This window comes from Pseudomonas sp. Tul2A7, from assembly GCF_054790505.1.
Genome location: NZ_CP186499.1, coordinates 5015056 through 5036479 on the forward strand (window position 1 = coordinate 5015056; position 21424 = coordinate 5036479).

Annotated in this window: 21 protein-coding genes; 12 read left to right on the forward strand and 9 right to left on the reverse strand. The window is 56.6% G+C overall.

Annotation, left to right across the window (positions count from 1 at the left end; genetic code table 11):
• Window positions 1-7 precede the first annotated feature (7 nt).
• The 5 genes from ACOYXJ_RS22400 (at window position 8) to ACOYXJ_RS22420 (ending at window position 6003) form a co-directional block, all read left to right on the forward strand.
• Complete coding sequence (locus ACOYXJ_RS22400; RefSeq protein ID WP_460371481.1) at window positions 8-316, forward strand: putative quinol monooxygenase; 309 nt, start codon at window positions 8-10, stop codon at window positions 314-316.
• Window positions 317-352: 36 nt separating this feature from the next.
• Window positions 353-3016 carry an alpha-ketoglutarate dehydrogenase gene (gene mdeB, locus ACOYXJ_RS22405; protein WP_460371483.1) on the forward strand — a complete coding sequence of 888 codons (2664 nt, stop codon included), beginning with the start codon at window positions 353-355 and terminating at the stop codon, window positions 3014-3016.
• Window positions 3017-3068: 52 nt separating this feature from the next.
• Window positions 3069-4193: an L-dopachrome tautomerase-related protein gene (locus tag ACOYXJ_RS22410; protein WP_460371485.1), complete on the forward strand. Its 1125-nt coding sequence runs from the start codon at window positions 3069-3071 to the stop codon at window positions 4191-4193.
• 189 nt (window positions 4194-4382) lie between these two features.
• Complete coding sequence (locus ACOYXJ_RS22415) at window positions 4383-5510, forward strand: saccharopine dehydrogenase family protein (RefSeq protein ID WP_460371487.1); 1128 nt, start codon at window positions 4383-4385, stop codon at window positions 5508-5510.
• A gap of 1 nt (window position 5511) precedes the next feature.
• Window positions 5512-6003, forward strand: a complete 492-nt coding sequence (locus ACOYXJ_RS22420; protein ID WP_460371489.1) for a DUF2269 family protein — start codon at window positions 5512-5514, stop codon at window positions 6001-6003.
• Here the strand turns inward: ACOYXJ_RS22420 and ACOYXJ_RS22425 are convergent.
• The 3 genes from ACOYXJ_RS22425 to ACOYXJ_RS22435 form a co-directional block, all read right to left on the reverse strand.
• Entirely contained in the window at window positions 5987-6454 is a 468-nt protein-coding gene (locus tag ACOYXJ_RS22425; RefSeq protein WP_460371491.1) for a thiol-disulfide oxidoreductase DCC family protein, read from the reverse strand. The two genes, ACOYXJ_RS22420 and ACOYXJ_RS22425, sit on opposite strands and share 17 nt — an antisense overlap.
• Window positions 6455-6552: 98 nt before the next feature.
• Window positions 6553-7113, reverse strand: a complete 561-nt coding sequence (locus ACOYXJ_RS22430; protein WP_460373000.1) for a nucleotidyltransferase family protein — start codon at window positions 7111-7113, stop codon at window positions 6553-6555.
• A 327-nt stretch (window positions 7114-7440) separates the two neighbouring features.
• Window positions 7441-10536: a TrlF family AAA-like ATPase gene (locus ACOYXJ_RS22435; RefSeq protein WP_460371493.1), complete on the reverse strand. Its 3096-nt coding sequence runs from the start codon at window positions 10534-10536 to the stop codon at window positions 7441-7443.
• 345 nt (window positions 10537-10881) lie between these two features.
• Here ACOYXJ_RS22435 and ACOYXJ_RS22440 point away from each other — a divergent pair, with 345 nt between their 5' ends.
• Window positions 10882-11565, forward strand: a complete 684-nt coding sequence (locus ACOYXJ_RS22440) for a DUF5677 domain-containing protein (RefSeq protein WP_460371495.1) — start codon at window positions 10882-10884, stop codon at window positions 11563-11565.
• A gap of 194 nt (window positions 11566-11759) precedes the next feature.
• On the opposite strand, the gene ACOYXJ_RS22445 is transcribed toward ACOYXJ_RS22440, so the two are convergent.
• Entirely contained in the window at window positions 11760-12122 is a 363-nt protein-coding gene (locus ACOYXJ_RS22445; protein ID WP_095118553.1) for a DUF6124 family protein, read from the reverse strand.
• A 496-nt stretch (window positions 12123-12618) separates the two neighbouring features.
• On the opposite strand from ACOYXJ_RS22445, the gene ACOYXJ_RS22450 reads away from it, so the two are divergent.
• Window positions 12619-13626: an NAD(P)-dependent oxidoreductase gene (locus ACOYXJ_RS22450; protein ID WP_460371497.1), complete on the forward strand. Its 1008-nt coding sequence runs from the start codon at window positions 12619-12621 to the stop codon at window positions 13624-13626.
• A gap of 106 nt (window positions 13627-13732) precedes the next feature.
• Here ACOYXJ_RS22450 and ACOYXJ_RS22455 read toward each other — a convergent pair whose 3' ends face one another.
• The 4 genes from ACOYXJ_RS22455 to ACOYXJ_RS22470 form a co-directional block, all read right to left on the reverse strand.
• Window positions 13733-14161 (reverse strand): hypothetical protein, encoded by a 429-nt coding sequence (locus ACOYXJ_RS22455; RefSeq protein ID WP_460371499.1) that lies wholly within the window; start codon window positions 14159-14161, stop codon window positions 13733-13735.
• Between the two features lies 1 nt (window position 14162).
• Window positions 14163-14450 (reverse strand): hypothetical protein, encoded by a 288-nt coding sequence (locus ACOYXJ_RS22460; protein WP_460371501.1) that lies wholly within the window; start codon window positions 14448-14450, stop codon window positions 14163-14165.
• 110 nt (window positions 14451-14560) lie between these two features.
• Complete coding sequence (locus ACOYXJ_RS22465) at window positions 14561-14953, reverse strand: GFA family protein (RefSeq protein WP_460371503.1); 393 nt, start codon at window positions 14951-14953, stop codon at window positions 14561-14563.
• 2 nt (window positions 14954-14955) lie between these two features.
• Window positions 14956-15204, reverse strand: a complete 249-nt coding sequence (locus ACOYXJ_RS22470) for a DUF6555 family protein (protein ID WP_016984867.1) — start codon at window positions 15202-15204, stop codon at window positions 14956-14958.
• 195 nt (window positions 15205-15399) lie between these two features.
• Between ACOYXJ_RS22470 and ACOYXJ_RS22475 the strand changes: the two genes are divergently transcribed.
• Complete coding sequence (locus ACOYXJ_RS22475) at window positions 15400-15834, forward strand: HhH-GDP family DNA glycosylase (RefSeq protein WP_460371505.1); 435 nt, start codon at window positions 15400-15402, stop codon at window positions 15832-15834.
• Between the two features lie 46 nt (window positions 15835-15880).
• Here ACOYXJ_RS22475 and ACOYXJ_RS22480 read toward each other — a convergent pair whose 3' ends face one another.
• On the reverse strand, window positions 15881-16357 hold the full coding sequence (locus ACOYXJ_RS22480) for a hypothetical protein (RefSeq protein ID WP_016984869.1): 477 nt from the start codon (window positions 16355-16357) through the stop codon (window positions 15881-15883).
• A gap of 528 nt (window positions 16358-16885) precedes the next feature.
• Here ACOYXJ_RS22480 and gabP point away from each other — a divergent pair.
• From gabP to ACOYXJ_RS22500, 4 genes are all read left to right on the forward strand, one after another.
• Window positions 16886-18286 carry a GABA permease gene (gene gabP, locus ACOYXJ_RS22485; RefSeq protein WP_460371507.1) on the forward strand — a complete coding sequence of 467 codons (1401 nt, stop codon included), beginning with the start codon at window positions 16886-16888 and terminating at the stop codon, window positions 18284-18286.
• Between the two features lie 87 nt (window positions 18287-18373).
• Entirely contained in the window at window positions 18374-19474 is a 1101-nt protein-coding gene (gbdR, locus tag ACOYXJ_RS22490) for a choline metabolism transcriptional regulator GbdR (RefSeq protein WP_460371509.1), read from the forward strand.
• Between the two features lie 132 nt (window positions 19475-19606).
• The gene (locus ACOYXJ_RS22495) at window positions 19607-20020 is read left to right on the forward strand and encodes a PaaI family thioesterase (protein ID WP_460371511.1); all 414 of its coding nucleotides are present in this window, start codon (window positions 19607-19609) and stop codon (window positions 20018-20020) included.
• A gap of 410 nt (window positions 20021-20430) precedes the next feature.
• On the forward strand, window positions 20431-21423 hold the full coding sequence (locus ACOYXJ_RS22500; RefSeq protein ID WP_016984876.1) for a hypothetical protein: 993 nt from the start codon (window positions 20431-20433) through the stop codon (window positions 21421-21423).
• Window position 21424 lies beyond the last annotated feature (1 nt).

A 21424-nucleotide genomic window follows, 5' to 3' on the forward strand; every position in this document is an offset into this window, starting at 1 on the left:
ATTGAAGATGAGCAAGTCTGCAGAAACATTGATCTCGATTGCCGTGCTCAAGGCCAGGTCAGGCCAGGAACAGGCCCTGAAACAAGACTTGCTGGCGCTGGTGGAACCGACACGCGCAGAGCCGGGCAATCTCGACTATGTGTTGTTTGAACTGCGCGACCAGCGCGGCACGTTCTACATGCGCGAGGCCTTCAAGGATCAGGCGGCACTGGATGCGCATTTCGCCATGCCTTACTTCAAGCGCTTTGCCGCCGCGGCGGATGAGCTGCTGGAGGAGCCGCTGCAACTGATATTTCTTGAGCACGTCTCGAACTGATCCAGTCGTCCATTCAACCTGTCAGGGTGTTCTGCCATGAAAGATACCGCGCCACGGCCAACCCACGGAACGCCGGTTCACGAAGACATCGATGCCATTGAAACCAATGAGTGGCTGGAAGCCCTGGCAGGTGTCGCCAAAGTCGGCGGCAGACCGCGCGTACGGTTCTTGCTGCTGCGCCTGGCCGAGCAGGCCAGCCGTCTCGGCGTGCAAACGACGGCGAGTGCGTATTCGCTGTACCAGAACACTATCGCGCTCGAACAGCAGCCGGTTTATCCCGGGGATCTGGTGATGGAGGAGCGCATCACTTCGATCATTCGCTGGAACGCCCTGGCCATGGTGGCGAAGGCGAACAAGGCCTATGGCGAATTGGGCGGTCACATCGCCAGTTACGCCTCGGCGGCGGAAATTTTCGAGGTCGGCTTCAATCACTTTTTCCGTGCGGACAGCGAAGCCGGGCGGGGTGATCTGGTTTATTTCCAGGCGCACTCTGCCCCCGGGGTGTACGCGCGGGCCTTTCTTGAAGGGCGTTTGCAGGCGTCGCAACTGGAGCGTTACCGGCAAGAAGTGAAGGGCGGCGGATTGTGTTCCTATCCGCATCCCTGGCTGATGCCCGACTTCTGGCAGTTTCCCACGGGCTCAATGGGGATTGGCCCGATCAATGCGATTTACCAGGCACGGTTCCTGCGGTATTTGCAGCATCGTGGGATTGCCTCGACAGAGGGGCGACATGTCTGGGGCGTTTTTGGTGATGGCGAGATGGACGAGCCGGAGTCCATCGCGGCGCTTTCGCTGGCAGCGCGGGAGAGTCTCGACAACGTCACCTTCGTGATCAACTGCAATCTGCAGCGTCTCGACGGACCCGTACGCGGCAACGGGCAAATCGTTCAGGAACTGGAGTCACTGTTCAGCGGCGCCGGCTGGAATGTGATCAAAGTGTTGTGGGGTTCGGACTGGGACCCATTGTTTGCCCGCGATAACGGCCATGCACTGTTACGCCACTTCGCCGGGATGGTGGATGGCGAGTACCAGAATCTGGGGGCCAATGACGGCGCGTATAACCGCAGCCATTTCTTCGACCAGGACCCGCAGTTGCAGGCGTTGGTTGCAGACATGAGTCCGGAGCAGATCAATGCGTTGCGCCGGGGCGGTCACGACTTTCGTAAGCTGCATGCCGCGTTCGAGGCCGCGCGCAAGCACAAGGGCAGGCCGACCGTGGTGCTCGCCAAAACCAAGAAAGGTTTCGGCATGGGCCAGATCGGCGAGTCGCGCAACACCTCGCACCAGCAGAAAAAACTCGATATCGAGGTGCTCAAGGCCTTCCGTGATCGTTTCGCCTTGCCGCTGGACGATGAGGCCGTGGGACAAATGCGCTTCTATAAACCGGCCGACGACAGCCCCGAGCTGCGATATCTGCATCAGCAGCGACGGGCACTCGGCGGTTACTTGCCCAAGCGCAACGGTGTGGCTGCACCAATAGCAGTGCCACCGCTCGACAGCTATGGCCGATTTGCGCTGACGGCGGATGAGCGTGAAAACTCGACGACCATGGCGGTGGTGCGACTGTTCACCCATCTGATCAAGGACAAACAATTGGGGCCGCGCATTGTGCCGATTGTCGCCGATGAAGCGCGCACATTCGGCATGGCGAATCTGTTCCGGCAGATCGGCATTTATTCATCTGTCGGCCAGTTGTACGAGCCAGAAGATGCCGGCGCGCTGCTCTATTACAAGGAGTCGACCGACGGGCAACTGCTCGAAGAAGGCATCACCGAAGCCGGTGCGATTTCTTCCTGGATAGCTGCGGCCACGTCCTACAGCGTCAATGGCGAGCCGATGCTGCCGTTCTACATCTACTACTCGATGTTCGGCTTTCAGCGCATTGGCGATCTGATCTGGGCAGCTGCCGACCAGCGCGCCAGAGGCTTTTTGATCGGCGCCACATCGGGGCGCACAACGCTGGCCGGTGAAGGACTGCAGCATCAGGACGGCTCCAGTCAGTTGATGGCAGCCACTGTGCCCAACTGCCGCGCCTACGACCCGGCATTTGCCAGCGAGGTGGCAGTGATCATCGACCATGGCAGCCGGCGCATGCTTGAGCAGCAAGAGGATGAGTTCTATTACCTGACGGTAACCAACGAGAACTACGTTCAGGCCTCACTTGAATCAGACGAACACGCGGACGTGATTCGCGGGATGCGCCTCTATGCCCGCTATGGCGAGGAGGTAGCGGCGGTTCGTTTACTGGGTTCGGGAGCGATTCTGCGCGAGGTGATTGCCGCCGCGCACATGCTGGATCAAGAGTGGCAAGTCAGCAGCGAAGTGTGGAGCGTGACCAGCTTCTCCGAACTCGCCCGTGATGCCCGCGAGGTGCAGCGTCAGCAAGTGTTCGGCGGCGATGTCGAGTGCCAGAGTCACCTGCTGCATTGTCTGCCCGGTCACGCGCCAGTCGTGGCAGCCAGTGATTACGTGCGCGCCTATGCACAATTGGTGGTGCCGTATTTACAGGCGCCGTGCATCTGCCTGGGCACCGACGGATTTGGACGCAGCGACACACGCGCGGAGTTGCGCAGCTTCTTTGAGGTGGATCGCTATCACATCGTTTTGGCGGCGCTTGCTTCGGTCGATCCGCAGGCACATGCCCAGGCTCGGGTGAAATACGCCATCGACGCCGATGCCGAAGCTCCTTGGAACTGCTGAGCCTTCACGTTGTGTGTTCCTTCTTTCATCAACCCACATCAGAGGCAGATCCATGTCATTCGGTACTTTTTTCCAATTCGGCGTCACATCTGTAAAAGTCGCACGCGCCCCGTTATATGGGCTGATGCTTGCAGCCGTGCTGGCCGGGTGCGCAAGCCAGTTCCCGCAAAGTCCGGTGCTTGAGGTTGCGTTGCAAAGCAAGGAACAGATCTGGAACGCAGTGGCTCGTTTCAACGGTCAAACCTATGTTGCCGGTCCTCGCTGGACGGGCGGCAGTGGTTCGCAACTCAGCGTTTTCGATGCTCAGGGCCAGCGCTCGGCCTTCCCGGACCCGAGTTGGAATGCCTGGGGGCCGGGGCAGGATCCGCGCAAGGCGTTTGTGAATATCAACGCCTTGCGCCTGGAAAAGTCCGTGTTGTGGGTCGTGGACACCGGGGCGGCGGACTTTGGCGGAAGTCCGGTACCCGGTGGCGCCAAACTTGTCGCCATCGATCTGGTTGAAAAGCGTGTGCTGCAAAGTTATCCGTTTTCTGCTGAAGTCGCCCGTCCTGGCAGTTACATCGATGACGTTCGTTTTGCGGGCCAGCATGCCTTTCTGACCGACGCCGGTAACGCGGGCATTATCGTCCTTGATCTCGTCAGCGGCGACGCCAGACGGGTGCTGGACGGGCACCATTCGGTGACGGCCGGCCATGAGCGAAACATTGTGCTCGGCGGTCAAACGCTCAAGGCCCCGGACGGTACTGCGCTTCGTGTCAATGCCGATCCACTGGAGGTCAGTCCGAACGGCGAATGGCTGTATTTCGGGCCGCTGCAAGGCCCATGGTCCAAGGTTCGCATTACTGATCTGACCGCTTCGGCACTGACGCCTGCGCAACTCGCCAGCCGCGTTGAACCCTTTGCTGACCTGCCACCCACCGGGGGCACCGTGATGGACGCCAGTGGCAATCTGTACTTCTCCGATCTGGCTCAGGATGCCATACGGGTTCGCCGGCCTGATGGGCGTATCGAGACGTTGATCGTCGACCCACGCCTGCATTGGGTCGATGCGCCGTTTCTTGATCGCGATGGCACACTCTGGCTGCCTGCTGCACAAATGGATCGCGTCGGTCTGTTCAATGACGGCACGACGCGAGTGCAATGGCCGATGACGGTGTTCCGTTTGTCCAAATGGTAGGGTGGCAGGGAGCCGTACACCACTGGAGCAGGGTGACCGCTGCGCGCGCCGCTCGTGCAACAACCAGGAAATATCTTGCGCACCTGGCAGTACTGCAAATGGGTGGCGAGTAACTGATTGAATGGCTAGCCGACGTTCGGCCCTATATCCTTCCTGCCTGTTTGATGGACTGACTTAGGGATGAATTGCATGCCGTTCAGGGTGATGGTGGTCGGTGGTTACGGAAATTTCGGCAGCATCGTGTGCCGGCATCTGGCGCAGATGCCGGACGTGGAATTGGTGCTCTCGGGCCGCGATCCGCGCAAGTTGCAAAGCAAACTCGATGAGCTCAACAGTCATTCGGCCAACATCTGCGCAGGCTGGTGCGGCGACGCCATGGGCAGCGAGTTCAATTCCGCATTGAGCGCGCTGAACATTCAGTTGGTCGTCCACACCGGCGGGCCGTTTCAGGGGCAATCCTATGCCGTCGCCGAGAGTTGCATCGACGCCGGCGTGAACTACTGCGACTTGGCGGACTGCCGCACGTTCGTCAATGGCATCGACGTGCTCGATGTGCGGGCGAAACAGGCTGGCGTGGCGATTCTCAGCGGTTGCAGTTCGGTGCCAACGCTGTCGTCGGCAATCATCGATGAACAGCGCCAGCGCTTTTCCCACATCGACTCGATCGAACACGGCATTTCCTCCTCGGCGAAAATGCCGGGGCTGTCGACCATCGAAGGCGTACTCGCCTATGCCGGCAAACCGATCAAGCAACTCAAAAACGGCAAGGTGCATGAAGTGTTTGGCTGGCTCGACCTGACCTTGCGCAAAATGCCGCAGATGGGTACCAGGCTGCTGGCCAACGTCGATGTCCCGGACATGGACATCTTCGCCAGCCGTTATGGCGCGCAGACCCTGAAGTTCAAGGCCGGCGCCGGGCTGAAACTCGGCGGCATCGCCAACGGCTTGCTGGCGCAGGCTCTCAAGGTGGGGCTGGTGCGCGACCATGCCCTGTGGGCCGGCAGACTGCATCGACTGGGCCTGCGCTTCGAACGTTTCGGCGATGGCAAAAGCGCGATGTACATCGACGTTCAAGGCCTCGGCGTTGACGGCAAACCGCTGTCGATGACCGCGCAACTCACCGCCCTGAACGACAAAGGCCCGGAAATCCCCAGCTGCGCCGCCGTGGCCCTGGCGACAAAAATGGCTTCGGGCTACGTACCGGCCGCCGGCGCCCGACCGTGTGTGGGCGAAATCAGCGTCGCCGAGTACATGGCCGCGATCAACGACCCGGCCAACCTGAGCCTGGCCGTGAACTTCTTGGACGGGCAGCGCTGACATGCTCTACCTGTGCCTGAAGTACCTGCACATCATCGCCGCGATCTTCCTGTTCGGTTTCGGCATGGGCTCCTACCTCTACCTGATCGCCGCCAGCCGCACGCGCAACCCGCAAGTGATCGCCCACGTCGCGCGCATGGTCGTCGGCTTCGACGCGTGGATCACCACGCCGGCCGGTTTCGTGCAGATCATCACCGGTTATCTGCTGATGCGGCTTTCTGGGCTGAGCATGAGTACCGAGTGGGTGCTGACGTCGCTGATCATCTTCTTCTGCGTCGGCTCGCTATGGTTGCCGGTGTTGCTGTTGCAGAAACGCCTGTGCGTTATGGCGGCGAGTGCGAGCGAAGTGGGCGCGGCGCTGGATGAGCAATATCAAGCCGTGTACCGGAAATGGTTCTGGATGGGCGTGATGGGTTTTGCCGGAATGTTTGTCATCGTGCTGATGATGGTCACGAAGATGACGCCGGTGCAGTTGTTCAGCTTTCTGGTGTAGGTGCGGTGGCTTTCAGGAAGCGCTGTTCGTGATCTGGGGTGGGGAGCAGGCAGGTGTCGTATTTACCGAACAGGCGATAGCGGTTTAGCGCGATGCGGTCATAGGCCCAGTCGCGCAGGCTGCGGGGGAAAACGCGCAGCAACTGCAACGGTTGCCAGCGGGTCGGGAGTTGGCTGATGACTTCGAAGAAGGCGTCGGAACGTTCCCAGTAGTGGTGGTCGCGGATGACGGCCATGGTGTCGAATTGATCGATGGGGAGGCCGGCCCATGCCAGAAGCTCCTGACCCTCGGGGGATTGCACGGCGGCCAGACGTACGCGGTGTTGGTGGTCGTGGCGGATCAGGAAGCGCGCCCAGCCGTTGCAGAGTTTGCATACGCCGTCGAAGAGGACCACGGATTCGCCGGGGGTGAGGAGCGGGGCGGGGCTTGGGCGGGTTTTTGAGGTGGGCATTGGGTTGGGTTCGGGAGAGATGGAATGTTGCGATCATAGCGTCAGAAGTTGCTGTCTGCGAATGGCCGTACCTGGCAAGAACCGGCGAGAGTGTGAACTCACCGCTCCGTGACAAATATCAAGTCGGGCCAAGTCTCACGCCACGCTTTGGCTCGAATGCGGTCCAGAAACATGGCATGTTTTTCGATTCTGAATCGCTCTGTTGGCCGCACCACCAGCGAGAACAGATCTTCCAGCCCGAACGGCGCCAAAACCTCTATCTCATCGTGATGATCAAGTCTGACAGCGACGGCGGTTGCGGTTTCGGGCCAATAGGTCATTGCATCGGCAGCGGAGCGATAGGGAGCATCGGCGTTGCGCAAGTGCATTCGAGCCTGATTTTTTACAGACCAGTTCAATTCGCTACATAGGCTAGAGAGTATGCTTTCCAGTGCCGAATCTACTTGCGCACTGGCACGTGCCGGGTCGAACCAGATGATATCGATATCTGCGCGCAGCGCTGAAGACTGGCGCTGATGCAGATGATCCCACACCAGGCTGCGCACGAAACCGGCGCCAATCCAGCAGTCCGGCAAGTTCAGTTCGCGAGTCATGCGCAGGATTTTCATCCTTGCAGGATCCTGAGTGAGCAGGGTTTTTAGCTGTGCTTCGTGCTGCATTGGGTTTTTCTCATTGCGCTTGGTCATTTGATCTTGTCAAAGGTAGCCACAATCGTGCCATTCGATGAGTGCTTTCGACTGTTTTTGGCCAGAAGCGGATCGTCGTGAATGTCCGCTTTCGGCCAAAAGCGGACGTTCCCATGCGACTGCATACGGCCATAGCGGCCAGTTGGCGCGGAGTAAACAGAGCATGGCGAGCCTCCGCAGTGATGCAGAAAGACTCAATCTACTGGCGTGATAGGGACGCAACCGCAGCTAACTCGCCTACCTCTACCGATGCCGGTGGAGACATTGAGTCCCAATCGCGCATGGATCGTCATGCATCCATTAGTGGTATTTGAACCTACGGTTATCAAATGCAGGTTTCGTCCCTTCCAAAACCTTGACCGCGTGGCCGTTGATGACGGGGCTTTCAATGGCACCAGCTGTATATGAGATTTTCTGGCCATTCGCCCGGTCGAAATGGGACCAAATGATCTGCTCTGCATCACAGACCACGGCAAGGTTCGGGTTATGAGTGACCATGATGATCTGTCGGCGCTTCTTGGCCTCCGTGAGCACCGGCACCAAAAGGCTCACCACGGTTTCGTTGTCGAGATTTTCTTCCGGTTGGTCGAGGATGATAGGGGTGCGTCCTTTGTCTACCAGCAGATAGAAGATCAGGAGCAAAGCTCCTCGCTGGCCTGGCGAGAGCTGCTCAATCTCCGCGTCTTGGAACATCAGTGAATACCGGGGCTCCAGATACGAGAAGTCGAACAGGAGGTCGTAAACCTCATTCGCTGTTTTGTCTTTTCGCAGCATGGAGTCGATGCCGTATTCGACCTTGTCACCTATGGTGGCTGCGGCGACCGCGATTTTGTCGTGCAGAGTTTGAGCGAATGCCACCGCATCATCGCGATTGTCAAAGTCCACGGCTTCGCCGAGCCTTCGAACGGTGTTGAAGCTTTCATCCTCTCCTCGAAACTCACCAACGTTCTGCTTCAGCAATGTGAATAAGGTGGAAGCAAATGGTTCGATTGATCCTCCGAGCTTCGCTTTGAACCCGAGTTTGTACTCCTCACGAATCAGGCTGTTGCTCTGAATGAGTTCCTCGACCGGCTTGAACAATGCTTCCCTAGCGCAGCGCTGTGCATCAAGGATGTCATAGATATCACCTGCCAGAGCCTGTCGATAACGTCTTCGTATCTCCAGCAACTCGGGTAAAGCGTCGATCTGCGCAATCCGTGTTTCCAAGCCTTTCACCGTTTCTGGAGCATCAGCCGCGCCTACCAAATCTTGATACTTACGCTGCCACTCGTCCACCGCAAGCAGATAATTTTGATAAATGAGCTGAGGTTGATCGAGCTGTGCTTTAGCTGCAGTCTGTTGCTCCAAAAACTTTTGACGCGCTTCCTCTGCAGCCTTCGTGCTGACACCTACGGCTACTTGATCAGCCAGAACCACTTCTGCCAACTGATCCAACGGATTGAGGTTAAGTTCAACCTTTACCAGATCGGTGACTGGCACCTCCAACAGCGCAAGGTCCTTGCTGGTATCCGCGACGAATTGCTCGTATGTGCGCTGTAGAAGGCGAACCTGCTCCTTCACATCTGCTAATGCCTTGCTCTTGGCAGCGAGTTGAGAGGCCGTCTCGTGGCCAGAGGTTCGCTCGTTCTCCAGGCGTTTGATTTCGGCAGCGATCTTTTCCAAAGTCGCAGCAGTGGCTTGTTGCTCAGGCGACAGATCAGCAGATGGCTTTTCCATTTCTACTGGTCTTACAGCCTCATGCTCCGTGAGCTGTCGTTGCTTGAGAGCTAATTGCTCCTGCAGACTCTTCTTGATCAACGGATGGAGCTGGCCCTCATAGCCCGTGATTTCAAGATTGACCCGCTTAAGATCCTTACGAAACTCGTTGAGCCGGAGCCTGAACGTGCTCTCTTGCTTGTCGATAAGCTGGTTAAAATCCAGTGCGCCTAATCGAATCGCCTCGTCGGTATGAGAAAAAATGACAGACCTAAGCTCATTTTCAAACGCGTCTGACTGACCAGTGACATGTGCATTGCAAAGGTCTTCAAAATGCCCCTGCGGGATGTATCTCACCATCTCAACATTCTGGGCTGGAGGGTCGTTGTTGAGATTAAATGTACTGACGGTCCCGTCCAGCCAGACAAGAGAGCCTTCAAATTGCCGAGCGGGCTCTCCAGCCTTACCTCGAAAGCGCTCTTTGCGGAGGAAAGAGAAGTGGCTTGTCTGCCGGGAATTACCAAGCAGGGCCAAGACATCGGCAAGAGCGCTCTTGCCGCTACCTTTGTTTCCGATGATCGCAACCAGATCAGAGCTCAGTGGAAGCTGCACATCGTCCAGCCATTGTGAGGACAGCACTGAGCCCTGCACTTTGCTAATCACGATCTTGTCGATGAAATCCGTTTTATTCCCTGCGATATGCTCAAGCTTGAGTGGCAAGAGCCCAATGAAGGAACGCTTAGCAGGTTCCCGGATTGCTTGCTGTAACCCCCGAAATGTCGGATCGGCCTTGATCCAGGTTTTCTTGTCTGATGGAAAATCACCGTATCCACGTTTGTCTGGATTGCCTGGTGTCCCCACGAAACAGTGCGCATCGCTACCAGCCACAACCAACCGCGAGACATCGTTCAAACCTTTTCTGATGCCCGCGTAAAACCCGGCATTGCCTGGCGTTTTCTCACCAACAAATGCCGAACGCAACTCGGCATTTCGGCTTTCGAAAATCGGGGAACACCTGACTAGCCCTAGGAAGTATGAATAGTGCTCAGTCCACTTCACGTCGTTCAACCCGTCGTTGGTGTCGTATGGCATGAAGCCAATTGCTTGATCATCAGGTACTTTGGCAATTGCGTCCTTGTAGCTTTCGCACGACAGCTCGATGATTTTCGCACCGGCTATGTAAGCCAGATCATCATCTTCGGCAATCTGTTCAGGCTTAATACCATGCGGCTTCAGAAGACCTTCAGGAGCTTCTCGCGCAAAGGCAATGAGGGCGGCGTCAGAAAGAGGTCTGTCTCCCAAAGGGATACGTAGTCGAGCCTGGAAGTCCTTCAGCGTCTGGTCATCCAGCTCGTTGGAAAAAAGCACATGGGCATTTAGGCGTCCCCTCATCGGTGCAGCGAGTCTCAACTCAATGCCGGGGAATACTGTCTTGGTGAGCTTCGGCGCGTCCGCCTCAGCCAGTCTGCGCTTTAGCGCAAACCATCCATCAAACGTGAAGTAATCCATCAATGCAAACACGTCGGGCTTAGCGCTGTTAAGCGCTTTGATCATCTCGTCGACCAGCGCTTTGTTCGCTGCCGAGTCTGGATGTTTACGGTCGAACTTTGCCCCTCTCCACTCGAATGACGCTGGAGTGTGAATATGCAGATCCCACATCCGCCACTCTGCTCCGCGCTCACTGCCGCTCTGAATTGCCATGACCTACCTTCCATTGCGTTAGTCCCTGCCCCTATCGCTTGATGCTCAGGGCTCGGAAGCTGGTATGTCGCGATGCCAGCACCGACAAGTGAGTCAGGATCAGCATCACCGCTCGCTGAGCCCAAAGGCCATCGCCAAAGCTGACACGGCGCGAATGAGCAACCGAACCAGCGTAGCCGAAAGATGCCAGCGGTGGGGTGGAGGCTGGGTGAATTATATCGACGGGGAGAGTGGCGTCTGTGACGTAATGGGTAGATGTCAACGTTGATCAGGCTGGAAGGTGGAAAAAGCCATCTTCATTGAATATTGTCCTGCACTCACATTGATCAGAAGGTGCTGGATCGCATGAGCAGCTCATCATCTAATATCCGTGAACTTGTCGAGTCGTTGAAGGTGCAGGCAGAGGTGCTAATCCAAGCATCAGAGATTGAAGCTGGAGAATGTCCCGATGTACGTGATGAGTTCACTCGTCAGCAATTAAGACGTGCATCGGAGTTTGTGAAGGGCGCAGTCTCTTTGGGTTCAATTGAAAATGCTGCGTGTTTGGGAATTCTCAGCCGGAGCGTGCTCGAACAGCTTATCACGGTCCTGTGGGGCATCAGGTCCGTCGAGAATGCGGAATCTCAAATGGCCGCAGGTCCTGCCGAATTGGCGAAAGCGTTGAGAATGAACCTCAAGGAAGGCACCGCGAAAATCTTTGATCGTGAAACTGGCGAGGAGGTAACAGCCCAGTACCTGGAGCGCGAGCAGGCCAAACAGGGTCGGCGAAGCAAGTCGGTTCAGGATCAGGCCAAGGAAGCAGAGGTGCAGGATCTCTACACGGTTTTCTACCGGCTGTTATCACTTGAAACGCACGGTCACAATGAGACCCCAGCCGGGAAATCTGAGGCCAGCACTTTGTGTGCCACTCACCTTCAGGGCATCGGTGCTATCAGTCGAGGTATCGGCCAAGCGTGTGTCTGCTGGCTGATCGGCAGGGAGTGGCCCGACTACGAATCGCTTCGTGATGCATTGGGACTGAATGGGTGAATGCTTCCTTGCCCCACCCCGACTCCCTACGCTATTTGTTTTGGCCGCGGAGGCAGGCCCCCATCTCACGAATGGCAACTGCGCGCCGATCTCTGCACTTTACGAAGGGCAGCTTCTGGCCGAAAGCAGACGCCCAATGCAATCTTGATCCCTTTGTGACAGCAGCCACACCACCGCCACAAAGGGATTACCCCTCAATCCACCGGCACAACATTATCCAGCGCTCGATTCACCGCCAATTCCCCCAGCATCACCACTTGCGCAATCCCCAGTGCGGTTTTGCGGTGGCCTGGGTCCAAGAGAGCGGCGAAGTTGCAGAGCATTTCGGTGGCTGAGCTGAGGGACTCGCTGGCGTTGACGAGCAGGGACTCGCTGTCGTAGTCGGCGTTGGCCAGAAACATTGGCGCGTGTTTCTGGTCGCTGCCCATGATGCGTTGGGTTGGCGTGAGGTAGTAATCGAGGGCGCGTTCGGCGGCTTCGTTGAGTGTTCGGGAGTCTGGGAATTTGTAGGGTGAGACTGGATCGGTTTCTGGTGGGTTCGGCGTTGGTTTGAACATAGATGAAGCTCCATATGGGACTTAAGGAGCCATCACCTTCGCTACCAAACGAAAGGTGGTGGCCATACGAAGGTTGGTAGACCGGCCCATATGGAAAATCCGGCGCGCCCGAGGACGCCCTGCGCATGGCCACCATAAGACAAATGCTGAAAAAGCATCTGCGCACGGTGACGTTATGCGTCATATGGAAGCGGGCTACCAAACCCCATCACTGTTTTTCAGTGACCCGGAAACGATAAAACCTGCATCCCAGACGCACAAGCCGGCGGATTCTGGCGTAGTCGTAGGCAACGGCGCAAGACGTTGTAGCCTTAAGCAGGTAACGCGACGTGTCTTTTAAACAACCACGAAAAACTCCTAAACACGCCTCATCAACACGCTGTTCAAACTGACATTCGTCGGTCCACCCTCCAGCTCAGGCAATGGCGGGGAACCCTCACGCCCGGGCACGCACCAACACTAAGTTGCAACACCAAAAAGACGAGGAAGGATACCTATGTCAGTTCATCCAATTCTATTCCTGGGCGGTTCCGGCGCGATTGGCCACCGTTCTGCCGAAGCGTTGCGCGCTGCCTATCCCGACGTCCCGTTGTTGATCGGCGGCCGCGACCTGGCCAGGGCGCAACAAGCTGCCGAGGAAATGGGCGGGGCGCAGGGCGTGGTCATTGATCCTGCTGCCGACGACTTAGGGTTGGGCGATCGCCCGGTCAGCGCCGTGGCGGTTTTCTATATGGACCATTCCCTTGCCGGGCTGCGTTTCGCGCAGCAGCGCAAGGTGCCGCATCTGAGCATTTCTTCCGGCATTTTCGAGATTGCTCCGCAAATTGCCAGTTTCATCCATCGCCCTGACGCGGCCCCCATCGTGCTGGGTTACGAATGGATGGTGGGCGCGACGACCGTGGCGACGCTGCACCTTGCCGAGGCCTTTGCCCGGGTGCGCGATATTCGTATCGATGCGCTGGTCGACGAGGAGGACGGTGGCGGGCCGACCGTGGCCAAGGATTTCGAACACCTGAACAAGATGCTGCCTGTCGCCCTGACTCGGCGCGAGGGCGATTACATTTGGCGCGAAGGGGCGGACAAGAACGTCAGCTTCCGTGCGCTGGACGGTACGCCAATGCAAGCCACTGGTTTTTCATCCATCGACGTCACTGGTCTGGCGGCCGCCACCGATGCGCCGAATGTTCAGTTCAATCTCGCCAGTGGCGTCAGTTCTTCGCGGCGCGCGGGTCGGCCGATGTCTACCGAAATTCTCATCGAAATGGTCGGCGAGGATCATCAAGGGCGAACGTTGCACACCCGGCATGCCCTCGTTCACCCGGCAGGCGCCGCTGCACTTACGGGGCTGAGCGTCGCCATGCTGCTGGAGCGATTGCTTGGGCTGGATGGTCAACCGCCGACTCCGGCAGGTCTTTACTTTCCTTATCAGTTGCTCGACGCCGGTTCATATCTGCAGCGTCTGAACAAAGAGGATGGTGAGTTGCTGGAACTGCGAGTGCAGTAACCGTTCTGCGCAGCACCGCCGACTTGCTTTCAGGTCGGCGGTGCTGCGCATTCACTCAACTGTTGAAACGTAAAACCGTTTTGGCAAGCGTGAACGACTCAGCGAATTATTCCGAGAGGAACTTTTTACAGTCTAATAGCAAGTCACCCAGCAATGGATGGATTTCCGTCGACTCCATTAAAGCCATCAACTCGGTGGCGCGTGTCCTGATGGGCATCCATTCTTCATGCTCAAAGATCAGGCGATCATGGCAATGAAATGCGGCCTCGGTGAGGCTATTGCATCGCTGCCAAATGTCTTCCAGCCGGCTCTTCACGTTCTTCGGTAGCCCGCTGCCGCAGATTGAAAGTGCCTTCTCTATCGGAAGAATCATCTCGGACCAGACTTCACAGGCGGGGCAATCCGGGATAGTTGCCTGCTGTATGTCCGAGGGTTGGGCCAGAAACCCAAGCGCTTCGATTACTTCGCACGCGGCAAGAACCTGCTTGTACTCATTCTGGCCGTACCAAGCCCAAAGCGTGGAGGAGAACCCCATATCAAACTCCAGAAAAATCCAGCCCCCGAGACCTCACATTTTCTATCGCTTCGAGAAGCTGGCCGTCGAAGTACTCGGAGCCATCTCTTTCGCGCACTTCGATGCGCTCCTTTGCCTCGATCAACAGCTGTTCGGGAGCGATATCCTGGTTCAAGAAAGTAGCGACCATAAGATCGCTCAAATGCACTAGCGGTGTATCCCATGACTCCTGGCAGCGTTGCATCAGCCCGGTATGGGCATCCCCGTGCCATGGCCCTAAAAGATTCGAGATTGCCAATTTTGAGGTCATAAACTTCCTGAAGTCAGACTAACGGGCCAGGTGATTCGCTCTGTTCGGAGGAGATGAAACTCACCCCTCGATCAAAGGAGCTTAACTCAGTCACATTAACCACAGTAATCTCACGGCGACTGCCAAACCCCACCATCCGCCACCGGCACCTCACCCAGATCATAAGGATTGACCCCTTCAAGACACCCCACATTGAAACCAAACTCATGCGGATTGGTACTACGTCGGTGATGGGTGTAAATGCCGCAATTCCCGCAGAAGAAGTGCTCTGCCACTTGCTGGCCAAAGCTGTACTTCAACAACGCAGACTTACCGCGGATCACTTTCAGGTCAGCCGCCGGCACTGCGGCGACAATCGCACCTCGGCGTTTGCAGAACGAGCAGTCGCAGCGGTGGGGCGTGGGCAGGCCTTCGGGCAGGTGGATTTCTAGAATGACGGCGCCGCAATGGCAACTCGCGCGGTGGTCTCGGCGGATCAGCGTGTTGCCTATTTGTTTGAGCACGACTAAGCCTCCATCCAGTCCACCGTTGCCGTCTCGCGCCATTTCACCTCGGTGATGCCGAACCGCTCGGCCTGGGGTTTGGAGATGACTTTCAACGGTGGCTTGCCGGGTTTGGGAATCGGCGCAATGCCGGCATCGCAACTCGCCCAATGCCATGCGTCAGCGTTGCGCATGGTCTTGGCGCGGATGACGAATGATTTTGGCTGGCCGTGCAGTTTGTATTCGATGACGAAGATGTCGACGTTGCTCATGCGTTCCTCCTTACGCTCATACGCAAATGAGTTTTGCCGACGAAAAAAATTCAAAGGATTTTCTGGGTTTGTTTCAGGCTGCTGAAAAACGCTTTGCTTTGAACGGTTGGAACCGGCGGCGGCCTAAAGATCAAGCGTCTGCCAAGCACACACGCGGACGAAAATACCCCACGATTTCAGCCCCGGAGATAACCGGTGAACAAGACGATCAGCGCCGAGGATTTGAACATTCAGCTCAAGCACAACGATGACGCTGCACTATTCAAATGGCTGCTTGCCAGTTTCCTGATGGGCAAGCGGATACAGGCCGAAATCGCCGCCGAAGCCTATCGGGTGATTGTCGATAAACACGGGCGCGATACACCGCGCAAACTCGCTGCGTGCAGCCATCGTGAGCTGGTCGCGATGCTCGGGGAGGCGCATTACGTGCGTTACGATGAGACCACCGCCGTACGTCTTCACGCCTTGGCCCGCAAGTTAAACGACGAGTATGCGGGCAAGGTCAGCCATATGGTCGAGGCCAGCGCTGATCGCCAGGCGTTTGAGAAACGGCTGGCGGAGTTCGACGGCATCGGTCCGAAAACCGTGGAAATTTTCATGCGTGAGGCAAACGCTGTGATCAGCCTTTGATCGTGGGCCGTGGCGAAAAGCGGCCACCGCCCAGATCGTGCAGGGCCTATTTGACTCGACGGCCAGAACGATTGATCGCCAACAGGCACAGCCCGACCAGCAGTGCGGCGCCTGCAACCAGGAGCGCCGAAGGTTGTATCGGTTGGCGCAAGCCTGCTGCTGTATGCCGCTGCGATATCGCCCGTGGTCGGGTTTCAAGTGTCACTTCGTCAAGCGTCTGGAATGGCGTAACGGCTTCTGCCTGAAAGGGCACTTCCTCGATGCTCAGACGCAGGCCGTCTGACAACTCCAGTGTTCGCGCAGTGATTGCGCCGACGAGTCTGTCTGGATAAACCGGTTCGCCATTGGGATCGAGTTGGTCATACAAGAAATTCTGCCCTTCGAGCCAGCCCACGGCCGTCTGCAACTCGGGACCCAGGTAATACTTGCCGTCGAGGAAAAATCCAGGAAATTGCGGCGCACGCTCGACGCTTTCAATGCGATATCGCTCACCCGCTCTCATACCGGTTTCAGGGGCAATCATGGTCAATCCCTCCGCTGTAGGTTCAGCGGTAGAGAACAAGGATCGACCGTCGTTCCATGTAAAGGAGGAAAGGTAGGCGCTGTCCTTGCGGGCAATCAAATATTTTGCCTGACAGCACTGGCGCCAACCATAAACAGCAGGACGGCTGATGAAAGCACAAAAAGTTTTGCTGACCGGCGCATCGATGTGCAGAGCTCTCACAAGGCCGACGCTACCGGATAAAACGACCGCTCGACGAACTGGACTGATTACCGTTGGTTAAAGGGTGACCCGTTGGTTTTTGTCGTGAGCGTAGAGTCGTCTCATGTCGATATCAGACGTAGAAGTGACGCAATCAGGCTACTGGATTGTCTGACAATCCCGGTAAGGTGACCTGTCTTCACATCAAAATAACCCCATTCAGATCATGGGGTTGATAAGAACTGCGGCGGTTGAACGGGCTTCTTTCGGGAGGTTCAGCAGGCAACGAGCGTACTCGTTTACCCGGTCAACTCGCTTAAATGTCGATAAGCAGAGAATAAAAAACCAATGATCAGCCCGAACTCCATGGATTCGAGTAGCCAATTGGCGCAGGGCTTCAAGCCTCGTCACGTCACTATGTTGTCCATCGCCGGGATTATCGGCGCCGGATTGTTCGTAGGTTCAGGACATGCCATTGCGGCGGCGGGGCCGGCGGTTCTGCTGGCTTATCTGTTTTCGGGTTTGCTCGTCGTGCTGGTCATGCGCATGCTCGGCGAAATGGCGGTGGCCAATCCGGACACCGGCTCGTTCTCGACCTATGCCGACCAGGCCATCGGACGCTGGGCAGGTTTCACCATCGGTTGGCTGTACTGGTGGTTCTGGGTTTTGGTGATTCCTATCGAAGCGCTGGCCGCCGGGCATGTGTTGAACCAATGGTTTCCGCAGGTCGATGCCTGGTTGTTCGCCCTGGGCTCGATCATTGCGCTGGTGGTGACCAACCTGTTCAGCGTGTCCAAGTATGGTGAATTCGAATTCTGGTTCGCCATGGCCAAGGTCGTGGCGATCATCGGTTTTATCGGTGTTGGTTTTGCGGTGTTGATGGGTTGGATTCCCGACAGGGAAGTCAGCGGCTTGAGCGGTTTGATGGCCGACCACGGCGGATTTGCGCCCAACGGCCTGTCAGCGGTGGTCGGCGCGTTCATCACCATCATGTTCAGTTTCATCGGTACCGAAGCGGTGACCATCGCCGCCGCTGAATCCAACGACCCGTCGCGAAACATTGCCAAGGCCACGCGCTCGGTGATCTGGCGCATCGGCGTGTTTTACCTGCTGTCGATCTTCGTGGTGATCTCCGTGGTGCCCTGGAATGATCCGTTGCTGGCCTCGGTCGGGTCTTATCAGCGCGCCCTGGAAATCATGAATATCCCCCACGCCAAGTTCATGGTCGACGTCGTCGTGCTGATTGCCGTGGCCAGTTGCATGAACTCCTCGATCTACATTGCCTCACGCATGTTGTTTTCGTTGGGTCGTCGTGGCGACGCGCCGAAGATGCTGAAGGCGACGTCCTCGGAAGGTGTTCCGCGCGCAGCGGTCATCGCCAGCACCGTGATCGGTGCGTCAATCACCGTGTGGAGCTATTTCATGCCTGCCGGGCTGTTTCAGTTCTTGCTGGCCAGCTCCGGGGCGATTGCCTTGCTGGTCTACCTCGCCATTGCCGTGTCGCAGTTGCGCATGCGGCGGATTTTGCAACAGCGCAACGTCGAACTGACCTTTCGCATGTGGCTGTTTCCGTGGCTGACGTGGCTGGTGATCGTGTTCATCTGCGCGGCGCTGGCAGTGATGATGATCACTCCCGAACATCGCACCGAAGTCACCACGACTATTGGCCTGGCGCTGGCGATTTCCTTTATTGGCCTGTTGACGTCGCGGCATCCTGCGCCGGCGGCGAGGGTTACGTCGGTGGGGTAGGCGGTTGCGCCGAACCTGATACTCCCTTCAGGCATGTCGGAGGGAACGACAGACGCCTGCGTCGCAGACCGATCTTATGAGGACATGATGTCATCGACCCCTTCCATAGCTGACGGTACGACTCAAACCGTTGGTTTTCTGCTGCTGGACAAATTCACCCTTATGTCGCTGGCGTCCGCCGTCGAGCCATTGCGCATGGCCAATCAACTGACGGGGCGAACGCTGTATCGCTGGCATACCTTCAGCCCCGATGGCGCGGCGGTCTGGGCCAGCGACGGTGTGCCGATCACCCCGGATGGAGCGTGGAGCAATCCCGCTGTGGCGGACACGGTCATCGTCTGCGGTGGTGTCGGCATCCAGAGCGCAATTACCCGCGAGCACACGACCTGGCTGCAAGCCCTGGCGCGTCAATCGAAACGCTTGGGCGGGGTCTGCACCGGCAGTTGGGCGCTGGCCAAAGCCGGGTTGCTCGACGGCTACGAGTGCAGTGTGCATTGGGAATTTCTGGCGGCCATGCAGGAAGCTTTCCCGCGCGTGAGCGTCAGTACCAGTCTGTTTACCCTCGACCGCAACCGCTTCACCAGCTCCGGCGGCACCGCGCCGCTGGACATGATGCTGCACCTGATTGCGCGCGATCATGGTCGTGAACTGGCCACCGCCATCTCCGAGATGTTCGTCTACGAACGCATCCGCACCGAGCAGGACCATCAGCGAGTGCCGCTCAAACATGTGGTCGGCACGCATCAGCCCAAGCTGCAAGAAGTTGTTGCTTTGATGGAGGCCAATCTCGAAGAGCCGATCGACCTGGATAACCTGGCCGAATACGTCGATTTGTCTCGTCGGCAACTGGAGCGGCTATTTCAGAAATACCTGCAATGCACGCCGTCGCGCTACTACTTGAAGTTGCGACTTATTCGAGCGCGGCAACTGCTCAAGCAAACCTCCTTGTCGATCGTTGAGCTGGCGTATGTTTGCGGTTTCGTCTCCACCCCGCATTTCTCCAAATGCTATCGCGAGCACTTTGGCGTGCCGCCGAGTGATGAGCGATCCGGTTCTGATATGAGCCGTAAACCGGTAACGCAGCCGTCAATGATCAAGCCGCTGACAACGCTGGATCAGGCACGCAACGAATCGACGTTTGCCAGCGTTCGGATGGTGGAGCGCACGGATTTGGCGTCGACGGGTTGATCGCTTGGGCTGTTCTGCGGTTGATCGCTGGAGATTCCGCATCCGTATAGTTCTTGCTCCATCAGGTGATTGCCCATAAATCCTCCTGTTCAGGTCAATGAAATCGGTGAGTCACCGGCACACGGAGGAACCATGGACGCCAGCGCAATTCCCGAAGGATTCACCCCGTTTACCCGCAGCAGCCCGTTGCTGGATTTGCTGGGCCCGATCTACGCGAGGGGCAGCGGGCTGCAATTGGAGTTGGGTTTATTGACTGACTCACGCCATGCCAACGGCCGCGGCACCTTGCATGGCGGGGTATTGGCGACATTGGCCGATGTCGGGATGGGTTACGCCATGGCCTTTTCCAGCGACCCTCCACAGCCATTGATCACCGCGAGCATGACCCTGGATTATCTAGGCGCGGTAAAAATGAATGAGTGGCTGGAGGTACGTCTGGAGTACTCGAAAAAGGGACGTCAATTGGCGTTTGCTGCAGTTAGTTTGAAAGTTGGTGAGCGAACGGTTGCGCGGGCCAGTGCGGTGTTTGCGGTGCCGATGGGGTGAGGCGTGTTCACCGCACAGTTTGAATGACTGGAGGTTTTTTAATATCCGATTTGGCATTCGCAAACGGGGGCTACGCCTTGCCGGAGTTGTCGCTCGAGTGTAGGGTACACAGCCGCTGCGATCTGTAGCGAAGCCAACTACCTGTGATGCTCTTTATTGGTAATGCCAAAACGTTAGGTATTGACCTTGAAGTTTTACTGTTTGATCGTTCCTTGCTGCCTGTAACTGCAACGGCCCCGGCCCCGGCCACTACAAAAGCGGTAAGGGTCGAAGTTCGCCAGAACAGTATGGCTACTTCAGACCGTCCCTGGCGCGTGATACACCAAAAACGTCAGTGGCATAGACCAATGAGCAGTTCTAAACTCACCCCCTCAGTACCCGCTACTGCACCAACTCTAGAAGGTTTGTGAATGATAAAAACTATCCCTATATGGAAAATGATGATGGCCACCAGGGGTAAGATATTGGGACTTGCACTCCTGGCATCCTTACCTGTTTTCGTCGTTGGCGGTGCGTGGGTATTCCTTGAAGGTTTGAAAAATGGGCAAAAGAGCCAAGCTATAATGGGGTTTATCTGTCTGTTTTTCTTTGGTGTGGGCAGCGTGCTATTTGCACCTTCAAGAAAATATATTCCCGGCAAAACATTTCAGGGTTATAGAAATAAGAAGCTCAATACAAGGACAGCCGTATATTACGGTTACGCAATCATTATTTTTATTTGCTCGGTTTTTGCGGTGCTTGTACCGAAAGATATGCTGAAAGCCCTAGGCTATGGGGTGGTAGGTATTGTTGGTATTTATTATTATTCAAAGAGCCTAAAGTTTCACGCCGATATCGACTTTTCGACAAATGAGTATTTGGCAACTGCTCTGGGATTTCCAGCAGGTGAGAAGATTCTGCTCAGCTACCAGAATTTTGATGCGGGCGAAGTTGAAGCAGGTTGCAATGCTTTTGCCGCAACGGCGACAAAGTTAATTGTAGCGTCGTTTGATGGGAATGTTTGGGAAAAGCTGTCACGGGACCTGAATCAGATCTCGCGCATTGGTATCATTGGTGATGAAAGCCAAAATTACTACGTTAAATTGCAGTTTAATGATGGAGCCGATGCTTTGCTGCGCATTGGACTATATGAAAAGCTCACATCAAATCCCGTCTTGGTAGTAAGAAGGCTGTTGGAAACGATTGATGCAAGCCTCCTGAGTGATAATGGGACACTAAAGACAGCACCAAGACGCCGGGTAGTTGTCAGTTCTGCAGCGCCAATCTCGATTTCAGAAGATGTTGCGCCTGAGTCTACGCGGGCAGCCATGGTGCCTGTACGCAAAATTGAAGTGGCCCCTGATGTATTAAATGCCATCCGGTCCGCCGAGGAAGTTGCTCCCGGTCGCAGGCTGGAGCTTTAAA

What these genes read in the sequence shown, in the direction of transcription:
- ACOYXJ_RS22400 (WP_460371481.1), top strand. Translation starts at nt 8, where the DNA reads ATGAGCAAGTCTGCAGAAACATTGATCTCGATTGCCGTGCTCAAGGCC.
- mdeB (WP_460371483.1), top strand. Translation starts at nt 353, where the DNA reads ATGAAAGATACCGCGCCACGGCCAACCCACGGAACGCCGGTTCACGAA.
- ACOYXJ_RS22410 (WP_460371485.1), top strand. Translation starts at nt 3,069, where the DNA reads ATGTCATTCGGTACTTTTTTCCAATTCGGCGTCACATCTGTAAAAGTC.
- ACOYXJ_RS22415 (WP_460371487.1), top strand. Translation starts at nt 4,383, where the DNA reads ATGCCGTTCAGGGTGATGGTGGTCGGTGGTTACGGAAATTTCGGCAGC.
- ACOYXJ_RS22420 (WP_460371489.1), top strand. Translation starts at nt 5,512, where the DNA reads ATGCTCTACCTGTGCCTGAAGTACCTGCACATCATCGCCGCGATCTTC.
- ACOYXJ_RS22425 (WP_460371491.1), bottom strand. Translation starts at nt 6,454, where the DNA reads ATGCCCACCTCAAAAACCCGCCCAAGCCCCGCCCCGCTCCTCACCCCC.
- ACOYXJ_RS22430 (WP_460373000.1), bottom strand. Translation starts at nt 7,113, where the DNA reads ATGCAGCACGAAGCACAGCTAAAAACCCTGCTCACTCAGGATCCTGCA.
- ACOYXJ_RS22435 (WP_460371493.1), bottom strand. Translation starts at nt 10,536, where the DNA reads ATGGCAATTCAGAGCGGCAGTGAGCGCGGAGCAGAGTGGCGGATGTGG.
- ACOYXJ_RS22440 (WP_460371495.1), top strand. Translation starts at nt 10,882, where the DNA reads ATGAGCAGCTCATCATCTAATATCCGTGAACTTGTCGAGTCGTTGAAG.
- ACOYXJ_RS22445 (WP_095118553.1), bottom strand. Translation starts at nt 12,122, where the DNA reads ATGTTCAAACCAACGCCGAACCCACCAGAAACCGATCCAGTCTCACCC.
- ACOYXJ_RS22450 (WP_460371497.1), top strand. Translation starts at nt 12,619, where the DNA reads ATGTCAGTTCATCCAATTCTATTCCTGGGCGGTTCCGGCGCGATTGGC.
- ACOYXJ_RS22455 (WP_460371499.1), bottom strand. Translation starts at nt 14,161, where the DNA reads ATGGGGTTCTCCTCCACGCTTTGGGCTTGGTACGGCCAGAATGAGTAC.
- ACOYXJ_RS22460 (WP_460371501.1), bottom strand. Translation starts at nt 14,450, where the DNA reads ATGACCTCAAAATTGGCAATCTCGAATCTTTTAGGGCCATGGCACGGG.
- ACOYXJ_RS22470 (WP_016984867.1), bottom strand. Translation starts at nt 15,204, where the DNA reads ATGAGCAACGTCGACATCTTCGTCATCGAATACAAACTGCACGGCCAG.
- ACOYXJ_RS22480 (WP_016984869.1), bottom strand. Translation starts at nt 16,357, where the DNA reads ATGATTGCCCCTGAAACCGGTATGAGAGCGGGTGAGCGATATCGCATT.
- gabP (WP_460371507.1), top strand. Translation starts at nt 16,886, where the DNA reads ATGATCAGCCCGAACTCCATGGATTCGAGTAGCCAATTGGCGCAGGGC.
- gbdR (WP_460371509.1), top strand. Translation starts at nt 18,374, where the DNA reads ATGTCATCGACCCCTTCCATAGCTGACGGTACGACTCAAACCGTTGGT.
- ACOYXJ_RS22495 (WP_460371511.1), top strand. Translation starts at nt 19,607, where the DNA reads ATGGACGCCAGCGCAATTCCCGAAGGATTCACCCCGTTTACCCGCAGC.
- ACOYXJ_RS22500 (WP_016984876.1), top strand. Translation starts at nt 20,431, where the DNA reads ATGATAAAAACTATCCCTATATGGAAAATGATGATGGCCACCAGGGGT.